The following is a 10,130-nucleotide window of genomic DNA, read 5'->3' as shown; positions in this document are numbered from 1 at the left end:
GCCGTCGTCGCCGAGCGCACAGCGCTGCAGGCGGCCGAACTTGCGCGCGACCCCGCGATCGCCACCGCGCGATCCGGCGAGCAGTGGCCGCGTCGAATGACGGCTGCATCTTACGCCGTCTCTGCCATCACGGCCGTGTCGGGCCCGCCGGGGAGCGCGCCCACGGATCTCGGGCCGCTGCGGAACATGCTGAACGGGCTGCGGCCCGAGGATGCGGCCGGCTTCGCGCGTGCGCTCTCGACCGATGCATCGGCGGGCTTCACCGGACAGATGACCGCGTCGATGCGCGAGCGTGCATTGTCGGCGCTCAATCAGGGACCTCGGTCGGAAGCGGCGAGCGCGTTCGTGCAGAATGCGTTCGCCGGAACATCGGCGGCCGACTACAGCAGCGTGCCGCCCCTGCGCCAGACAATGGCGCATGCGCTCGCACGCGAATGGCATCCCGATGATCCTGCGCGCCAGCGTGCAGAGGCTGGGCGGCTTGGCGGCGTTCTCGAAACACGGCAGGGGCGTCAACTGCTAGGCTCGCAGGGCGCCGACACGGCGCCGCTCGCGGCGCGCGTGAACGCACTCGCGACCATCCGCATGAATCCGGCGATCACCGCCGATACGCTGCGGCAGACCGACGATCCCTGGACCAATCGCGCGATTGTCGAACCGCAGGCACAGGCGTCCGCCCAACGCTTGCTTTCCACGCGTGGCGACGCGCCACAGCGCCTGCGCGGAACGGATCTGCACAACACCATCGGCTTTGCGATGGGGATGCCGCCGGTGCTGCCGCCGGGCACAAGCTTTGCGCAAGCTCAGGCCGGCATCTCCCGCGGCGAACTCTCGCTCTATGCCAGCGGCGAACACGCTGCGGCGGTGCGCGCCGTCACCGACCAAATTCGCGCAGTCGGGGGCGCCGACGCACAGGTGACGGTTCTGCCGGTCACCTATTCGAGCGCGGAGACGGGCCCGGTCGAGCTGCCGCTCTTTCGCGTCACCGGCACGGATGGGCGCGAGCGCTTCGTCGACAATATCGGACGCGCCTACGACAACTTCGATGACTGGCGGGAAAACAACCAGCTTCCACCGGGATCGACGACCTATCCATCCGGCGGACATCTGACTGCCGGTCCTGACGGAACTGTCGAGCTCGAGCATGGCAACACGCCGAAGACGGTCGATAGTTTTGGCGAGCACTTCAGCCAGGTGGTCGACAAGGTCGCGCTGGTCGGCGGTATCGTCGCCGGCGGCGTTCTGATCGTCGGCACCGGCGGCCTCGCAACGCCGATCGTGATCGGGGCCGGCGCGGTTGCCGTTGGCGCTGGCGCGTGGGGTGCATACCGCAGCGGCAGTGAACTTGCAGACCGCGCCGATCATGGCCAGTCGATCGATCCCTTCAGCGACGAGACAGCACGCGGGCTATGGCTGAATGTTGGGGCAAGTGCACTATCGATTGGCGCATTCGGCAGTGCCGCCCGACTGGCCCAACTGGGGCGCGCCGGGCGGGCGATCGCGCCGGTTGAAGCATCGCTTCATGGTTACGTGCAGGCGGGCGCGGCGATTGTCGATACGGCGGCGATCGCCAACGAGAGCATCTATCTGTCGCGCCACTGGAACGAGATGTCGGGCGAACAGCGTGCGCAATCGCTGTTGTCCATGGGGTTCTGGGCTGCTGGCACCGGTGCTGCGATGCGCGCCGGCGGCTTGCGGCCCGGTGATATGTTCAACCCCATTGCCGTGCGTGACGGGCTGCTGCGCAATTTCGCACCGCAAGTTACACCCGACGGGTCACTGCAGGGGAATGCGGTTCAGATCGACTACGATCCGGCGACGGGCGCTGTCCGGGGCATCAGGCATTCTCCGCAAGCAACAGCGTCCGATATCGACCTGCATGTTGCAACCGCGCAAAATATCCAGCGAAGCCTCACGCTCGAGGGCCAGCTCAAAACCTTCTTTACCGAGCATGGCGAGCCTCGCGCCGGCACGGTCGGCTGGGCCGCGCGGGTCGATATCAGCAAGATCCGCGAGCGCATGGAGATGCGATCGCGCGAGCTGGCCGATCCTGGCCTCACTGCCGAGCGACGGGCCGACATCATCAGCGAGAACGCCCTCGATCAGCAGCACCTGGATCAGTTGGCGGAAGATGTCAGCTCGTTCGTGCGCGATCCCGGCCGCGCGGTGATCGAAGCGCGAAACACACGCAGCCAGCCTGGCGAGCGACCACGCATCGTGCTCGAGCCGGGAAACAAGGCCGACGGCTGGAACCAGGCGCTGAACGGCGAACTGGCGCCCAATACCGACTATGTCGTGGGACGCTACACTTATACGACTGATGAGGCCGGCCGGGTGATCGAAGCCAGGGGACGGGTCCGCCTGAACCGCCACGACCGAAACACGCATCAGCAGGGCAAAGCGGCGGAGGCCGGCGGTATCAAGGACGCCGTCGAGGGCGACCAGGGCGGACACCTGTTCGCGGCGATGTTCGACGGCCCCGGCGAGCAGATCAATTATCACCCGATGACGCGTGAGTTGAACGGAAGCGGCGGCGACTGGTATAATATGGAGCAGGAGTGGCGGACCGCGCTTCAGCAGAACAAGACGGTCGATGCGCGAATCCGTGCCGAATTCGATGGCGATTCGAAACGGCCGGCAGCGTTTCGGGTGACGTTCTGGATCGACGGCAAGAAGCATACGCGCTTCTTCGAGAATGCGTCCGAATAGACTAGACGACACCGACGGGAGCAGATGCGATGGCTGAATTGAATACCGTCGAGGAAATCTACGATTTTGTGGCGAACGCGCTGGCGGCCGCGGTCGACGAGCCGTGGAAGGAAATACGGCTGCAGGCCGAAGTCTGGAAGACATCGACAGGATTTACCGGCGACTTCACGCGCGATCCTGCGGAGCGCGGCGTTGGCGATCTGGATGTCGATCGTCTCGATTACGCGGTGGCCAAAGCCATCAAGAAGCTGCAGACGATCATGACTTCGAGCGCGCACGAGCCGTGGAACAAGGCAACGTTTCGGGTGACGCCGGACGGCGAATTTTTCGCGAATTTTGTATACGACGCCGACCTATCGGCGCGCCTCGACGAAGCGGCTGTACGCGCGCGCCAACGATGACCGCGTGAGCCCTGTAGCGGCAGGTGCCGGCTCCGTGGGACGTTGCGTCGGCGCGACGGCGATAATCTTGCACCCACGATCAATCGAGTTGCGATGCGAGTCTCGGCGGCGCGAGGTTCGCCGCGTGTTTCCGTGCTGGCTGACGGCGTCCGCCGAAATCCGCATCCCCGTCAGGTTCTCGAAAGCTTGCATGCCTATCGTACGACCATGAGCCGGCGTGCAGTACGTTAACGCTGCCCACGCTTTCAAGGTTCATCGATCAGATTGATCCGCGGCCTGCACGGAACGGCAGGTCGGGTAGGAACCACGTTCGGTCGTTTTTGCGATTGACCAATCACGGGATGCGAAGGAGCAAGCAAATGATCACAGACGTTGCACAGCATATGATCGGGAACGCCGATCGCCTCAGGCAACTTGCGGGCGGAGGAGTCCAGCAGAACGAGCAGCAGGACGTGGCGTCGATCTTCTCGAATATCCTGAAAAGCGCCGGCCAGTCCGGTGCCCAATGGAGCGATGGCGAGCGCGTTCGGTTGATCACGGGAGCGCTCGATTTCGTGTCGGCGGGCCAGGATCCGAATGCGCAGGGCGCGGCGCTCCAGAGCTTCTCCGGCCTCGTGCGCAGGCTGGCCAGCGACGATGTCCTGGGTCGCGGTGGGCGTCGGCCGGATGACCATTGCGGCTGCAATGGCAGCGGCGGGGCCGAACCGACTGAGCCGACCACGCCTCCGAGCTCCGGCGGCTCGTCCGGCTGTCCGTCCGGTGAACCGTTCAAGGTCAACGGCAACACGGTCGACACCGGCCGCTACTGCATTACTGCCAGCAACGAACGTAAGGGCCAGCTTGAAGTCACTGACAAGCAGACCGGCAAGAAGTTCAAGGTCTGGGGTGATCCCCACATCGAGACTGGCGACGGTGATAAGACCGATTTCCACCGCAAGGCCGCGACGTTCGAATTGCCCGACGGCACCAAGATCACGATCGATCCGACAAATGGCGAAGGCAAGACCTATATCGAAAAGGTCGCCATTACGCGCGGCGATCAGGCTGCCGAAATGACCGGCTTCCGCGGCGATCTGAAGACCGAGCTGAAGTCCGGACAAGGGCAATGCCTCGATCAGCAGTATGAAGACGGCACTGTCATGAAGACGAAGAACGGCGAGATCGACGATCTCGTGCTGCCCAATGGCCAGGAGATCACCGGAAACAATATCAAGGACATCGACGGCTTTGCAGGGACCGGACCGACCCAGGGCGCTGGTACTGACGATCAGATCCTGCAGAATCTCAACGGTGTGATCGACGGGCTGAACCTCTCGCCGCAGGAGAAGGAAGCTCTCAAGACGGTGGTGTCGCTGCTCGGCCGTGTGATGAACGGTGCCGGCAGCGTTGGCGGCGGCCAGCAGCCGCAGCCCATCGCGGCCCCGCGGGCCGACGAGGGAGGTGAGGCGGCTCCGGCCCAGCAGCAGTCCGGAGCAGGCGGTGGCCCGTTCGACCAGATCATGAGTGCGCTCTCGTCTCTGATCGGTCGCCTCAACCTGCCGCAGAACGAAAAGGATGCCTTGACCACGGTCGTGTCGCTGCTCGGGCGTCTGCTCGGCGGAGCGGGCGGCGGACAGCAGGACATTCCGCAGGCTGCCTGATTATCGCCTGACTGACGTGAAGTGATTGGCCCTGACGGTCTGTTCCGTCAGGGCCGGCGTCGTTTCTTTGAATGCGTTCTGCGAGGGAGCGTGATGATGTCGCGGTGCTCGATCCGTGCGTGCATTGATGTATGCCTTGCACTGGCGTTGATCGCGCCAGCCTCGGCCGAGCCTTTGCGCGATGTAAGCACCGGCCTCGCGATCGATCCTCCTGAAGGCTACATCGCCCGCACAATCGCTCCGACGCCGACCTTTGTCGTGCGGTTCGAGGTCAAGAAGCCGTCCGACCGCGACACGGGCTGTCAGGTTGCGTTCACGCCGCTTCCGCAAAACGCCGAACTCAAGCAAAGCGACATCAACGACATCGTCGAAGGGCCGCGCTGGATCGATCTTGCGCGGGCTGCGGTAGCCATCAACTATGATGTGTCCGCCACCGACCGCTTCAACGTCAACGGCATCGGCGGCATTGCGATGATCGGAGATTTCAAGTCGCGTCCCGGTCTGCCGGCACGGGCGCAGGACGTTCGGACCCTTTTCATGCTGGTCGAGACGCCAAAGGGGCGAACGACCACGATCTGCGTGGGAGAGAAGCAGAATTTCGACGCGCGACGGGTTGAATTTGAACGGGTCGCGCGCTCGGCCTTGCCGCCGCGTTGACGGTGCCGCGGGCGTAGTCCCCACGTCAGCTTGTCATCAGCTTCATTGGCCAAAAATCCGCTGATTGATCGGCACCGGCCGAATGTCGATGCCGGCAGAAGCCGCTGCGTCTTGGTGCCTAATTTTCGTTGAAGACCGGAGCGAAATCGATGTCTGGTGCGAGTCCTGCACGAAGTGTCGCGGAAAAGCAGCGAACGCCTCCTGAGCAAGCTGCGGCAGATGATCGAAGAGCAGCTCCGGCAAACACCAACCAGGTGCAGCCGGGCGCCACCCGCAACGACCGCGTTGCTGCTGGCGGGCAAACGGATCCGGAGTTCGATGCCGCTCTGCAGAAGACACAGCGGGAGCGCAGCCGCGTCGACGGAAATCCGCAGCCCGTGCGAGGAAACGAGATCCCGCATGAGGTGAAATCCGGCGACACGCTTTATGGGATTTCGCAGGAATATCGCGCCCCGTTCTCGGATGTTCTGAAGGCCAACAGGCAGTTTCGCGATCCCGACCGCATCAAGCTCGGCGACGTCGCGTTTGTGCCGAATGCCGATCCGCGCGTTGTGAACGCGCGCGAACACGTGGCAGGTGCCCATCGCGCGGAGGAAAACGTGGCGTCGCTGGAACGGTTGGCGCGCGATCCCAACTCCACGCCGTCGGCGCGCAAGCTTGCGAACATCGAATTGGAGGGCGCGCGCGGCGAGGTGTCGAAGCGCTGGGGCGATATTCAGCGTTCGGCGGAGGATGAGTTGCGCGAGGCAGGGCGCAACGCAGCGCTTCCGGACGTCGCGACAGCTCCCGCACTCGATGAAATACGCGGCCGGGTTCCCGACGATCCGAAATATCAGCATATCGTGGAGAACGCGCGCGCAGCGGTCGACCAGGAATGGCGGCAGGCCGGAACGACGCAGGCCGAACTGAATGGACTGGTCCGCGATGCGCAGACGGCCGATCGCTCGGTCGCGTCGTTGGAAGCTGTGGCGCATGATCCGAATGCGACGCCGGGCGAGCGAAAGCTTGCCAACATGGAATTGCAGGAGGCGCGCAACGCCGCAGGCACGGCGTGGGGCAACGTCCGAACGGAGGTCGAGGGGCAGCTTCGCCTCATCGGGACCGGTAAGCCTTATCCCGAGGAGGCCGTCCGCCCGCAGATCGACGCGCTCAAGCAAAGCCTCCCTGATGATCCCAGGGTTGGCGAAACGATTGACGCCGCCTACCGCCACGTGACCGAGGATTGGCGCAAACAAGGTTGGACGCGCGACACGCTCGGCACCATCGTGGACAAGTATGGCGCGGTCGCGCAGGCGCAACGCGACGTCGATGCGGCGCGCAGCGCCGGCCCTGCCGGGCAGCCACAGCGTGCCGGCCTCGAGCAGAATCTCGCAGCACAGCGGACGGCGTTGCGCGAGGAGATCGAGCGGCAGCTCGACAGTGTGGCCGGGCAAGTGCCGCCTGAGCAGCGTGAAATGGCCATCGGTGCGCGCGCCGCCTTGATCCAGGAGCACGGTCCGGACGACGCCGCGTTCAAGGAGATCGTCGACCAGGCGACCTATAACAAGACCGTGCAGCCTGGCGTCGACGCCGTACGCAACGCCTACCAGACGGGCGGCGCGAAGGCGGCAGCCGAGGCATTGCGTCAGCAGACGGAAAACGTCTCGCCGGAGACCGCGGAGCGGATCGTCGCGGCAAGCCTGCCGACGATCGACAGCGTCGCCGCCGACATGAAGCGTAGCCTCACGGAAGGCGGTCCGATCGCGTATCAGGACGTCGCCGGCGTCTACAAGAATATCGCCACCGCGACAGACTACGCCGCGCGCGGCAACGATGGTGCTGACGTGACGAGGCAAGTCGCCGACATCATGGTGCGGCAGCTACCGAGCGAGAAATTCCAGCCGCACGTCCAGGACAGCCCGGCATACCCGCTGCCTGCCTACCAGGAAGCCGTGATGCAATCGGTCAGCGACGGCACCGGCGCGACGCTGGCGCTCGAGATGGCGACGCAGCTCAAGGACGCCGGCCGGACCGGCGAGGCCGATAGCCTGCTCAGTGCTACCCAGGTCGGGGTCGAGGTCCTTAAAGGCAGGATCGAGGACGACGTAAAAGCCTTCGGCGATGCGACGGCGGAGGTGAGCCGCCTGCGCGCCGACTGGTCGGGCACGATGTCGCCGGAGCAGCTCGATCGCGCCACCGTCGAATACGTCGCCAACCGGCCGGATCTGCTGCCCAACTTCGATCGCACATACAACGCGGTCGATGGGCTTGGCTATGGCGCGGTGCGCACCAGCATGGCGTTGAACAACGCATTGCCGCGGCTGCAAGGCCTGCCGACCACGGAGCGGCTGACCGAAATACGCAACGAGTTCGTCGGCAGCAAGGAAGCGCAGTTCGCGATGGGGCTGAGCGACAAGGGCAGCAAGGAGGTGCTGCGCATCGTGCTCGGACAGGAGGCGGGGACGTTGTCACCGTCGGCCTCGCCGAACTCATCGGTCAGCGGCACCAGGGGCTTTGTCAAGGAACTTGGCAACGCGTTGATGACTTCGCAGCCGTCCTCCTCGAGCGCGGTCGTCGATCTCGGCGCCGGCACAAGCGCCGCCATTCCGTCGGCGGGATCGACCACTTCGAATACCGTCCGCGATATTTTCGGAACCGGCCAGGACGTCAAGCTCGATCCGAAGAAGGCATCCGCCTTCCTTGGCAGCATGAACGGCCTCGGTGCTGCCTTCAACGGCTATCAGGCGGCGTTGGCCTGGGACAAGTTCGCGAAGGATCCCGGCCATCTGCTCAACATGACCAAGGCGGTCTACTACTCGATCGGCACGGGCAAGGAAACGGCCGAACTGCTTGCCGTCGGCGCCCAGCGCGGCTGGCTCGGTTTGGGCGCCGTCCCGGGTGCCGAACGCCTCTCGACATCCATCCTCGCGAAGGCAAACCGTACCGGGCTTGCGCTTGAGCCGGGGTGGGTCAAGTTCAGCACTTACTTCAAGATCGGGGGCGGATTGATTGACAGCGCCTACGCCATCGATGCGGCCGCCCGCGGCGACTGGATTGCCTCAGGGCTCTACACGACTAGCGCCGGCGGCGGCTTCCTGATGGCGGCCGGCTCTGTCGCCTCGAGTGGCGGCTGGCTTGCGACCTGGGGTGGTCCGGTGGGGGCGGGCCTGGTGCTCGCATCCGCAACCGGTCTCTACCTCTATAACGACGCCAAGGACAAGGCCCGGTTCGAAGGGCCGAGCCGCGAATTCCTTGAGGCGGCCGGTTATCGGCCCGAGATCGCCGCGGCGCTGTCCGACTACAGCAATAATGATGGCGGCAGTGCCGGGCCCGCGCTTGCGGCCACTGCCAGGCAGTTCGGCGTGACGCCGGAGCAGTTGATGGAGCGGCTTAATCGCATGGATCCCGAGAAGGTGCGCGACCTCGTCGACCAGGCGCACACGGTCGATCAGGATGACCAGGGGCGCTTCCCGCTGACGGCCTCCAACGATCGCAATGTGTGGGCGCCTCCAGGCAAAGATCCGGAGTTCGGCGGCAGCTACCTTTATGACCCGCAGGATCACCGTTTCCGGGGTGAGTATCGTGCGGCGCCGGGAAGTTGGTACCCGGCACGAATGGAGGATCCCAATCCGCGAAGCATGACGGCGCTTCGTGACTATGCACGGGTTCTGTTCGGCGAGGCGATTCTGGGCTGAGCGTGAATCGGCCGTATCGAGTCGTCAGGTCGATGTCAGCTCAGCGCGCTATTCAATGCATAAGAGTTGGTGGCGTAGCCACCTGCGGGTTCGCCGAAGCGGCGAACAGCGTTAGCAACCAGCGGATGAGACAATGGCGAAGGTCATCGACAGGCCTCTCGCCGCCCGCGCGCAGCGGCCGGCGAAGAAGGAAGAAAGCAGCGACGCACAAGCCTGGTCGGAGAGCTTGCAGCGCGCGACCCAGCCAGAGACCTCTCGCGTTGACGCTTCCCGCGTTGACCGCGCATCGGCAGCCCAAAACGGGCCGGCCGGGTCCAATGCCGCCAACGACAACATCATCGAGCACCGCGCCAAGGAAGGCGACTCGCTCTGGAGCATTTCGCGCCAGTACGACCGTCCCTTTCCCGACGTGCTCAAGGCCAATCCGCAGTTCCGCGATCCGGACGTGATCCGTCCGGGCGAGACCGTGCGCGTGCCGCTAGGTTCGCCGCCGCAACCGAGCGCGCCGCCTTCAACCGGCACGCCGAGCGTGCCGCCTCCCACCGGCACGCCAAGTGTACCACCCTCTACCGGGGCACCGGGTACATCGCCTCCTGGCGGTGCGCAAAACACGCAGCCCGCGTCGGGCCCGGGCGTGCCGTGCGGCATCGATGCCAGCGCCGGCGCAGCCTGCGCAGTAAATGCAACCACGCCCTGCGGTTTCGATGTGGGTATCGGCACCGCCTGCGGCGCGAACGCATCGCCCTGCGTGGGCAAGCTCAGCGAAGGCACTGTGTGCGGAGCCAAGGGAAGCGGCTGTGCCGCCGTTGCGGGGATTGGCACGGTTTGCGGCGCCGATCTTACTGCGTGCGGTGCCGCGGCGGGCGGCGCTGCGGGGTGCGGCGCGAAGGCAAGCGCCTGTGCGGCGAATGCCAGGGCCGGCGCGGTCTGCGCCGTCAACTACGCGACCTGCGGCGCCAAGTTTACGGAAGGAAAAGCCTGCGGCATCGACGGAAGCTACTGCGGCTCCAAGTACAGCGGGCCGAAGCTCTGCGGGGTCGATGGCAACC

The 10,130-nt window shown here is 65.0% G+C and carries 6 protein-coding genes; all 6 read left to right on the top strand.

The window, feature by feature from the left end:
• On the top strand, positions 1–2,709 hold a 2,709-nt coding region (locus CP49_RS33540; RefSeq protein WP_057854402.1), incomplete at its 5' end, for a DUF4781 domain-containing protein.
• A gap of 29 nt (positions 2,710–2,738) precedes the next feature.
• Positions 2,739–3,110 carry an immunity protein YezG family protein gene (locus CP49_RS33535; protein WP_057854401.1) on the top strand — a complete coding sequence of 124 codons (372 nt, stop codon included), beginning with the start codon at positions 2,739–2,741 and terminating at the stop codon, positions 3,108–3,110.
• A gap of 359 nt (positions 3,111–3,469) precedes the next feature.
• Positions 3,470–4,750 carry a DUF1521 domain-containing protein gene (locus CP49_RS33530; RefSeq protein WP_057854400.1) on the top strand — a complete coding sequence of 427 codons (1,281 nt, stop codon included), beginning with the start codon at positions 3,470–3,472 and terminating at the stop codon, positions 4,748–4,750.
• 96 nt (positions 4,751–4,846) lie between these two features.
• Positions 4,847–5,407, top strand: a complete 561-nt coding sequence (locus CP49_RS33525) for a hypothetical protein (protein WP_156438795.1) — start codon at positions 4,847–4,849, stop codon at positions 5,405–5,407.
• Between the two features lie 149 nt (positions 5,408–5,556).
• Positions 5,557–9,081, top strand: a complete 3,525-nt coding sequence (locus CP49_RS33515) for a LysM peptidoglycan-binding domain-containing protein (RefSeq protein ID WP_082646373.1) — start codon at positions 5,557–5,559, stop codon at positions 9,079–9,081.
• A gap of 133 nt (positions 9,082–9,214) precedes the next feature.
• The coding region (locus CP49_RS33510; RefSeq protein WP_156438796.1) for a LysM peptidoglycan-binding domain-containing protein at positions 9,215–10,130 on the top strand (916 nt) is incomplete at its 3' end.

Origin of the sequence: Bradyrhizobium valentinum, assembly GCF_001440405.1 — a bacterium.
Taxonomy (GTDB): Bacteria; Pseudomonadota; Alphaproteobacteria; order Rhizobiales; family Xanthobacteraceae; genus Bradyrhizobium; species Bradyrhizobium valentinum.
The sequence above is the reverse complement of the archived record's forward strand: the minus strand, read 5'-3'. Positions and strand labels throughout refer to the sequence as shown.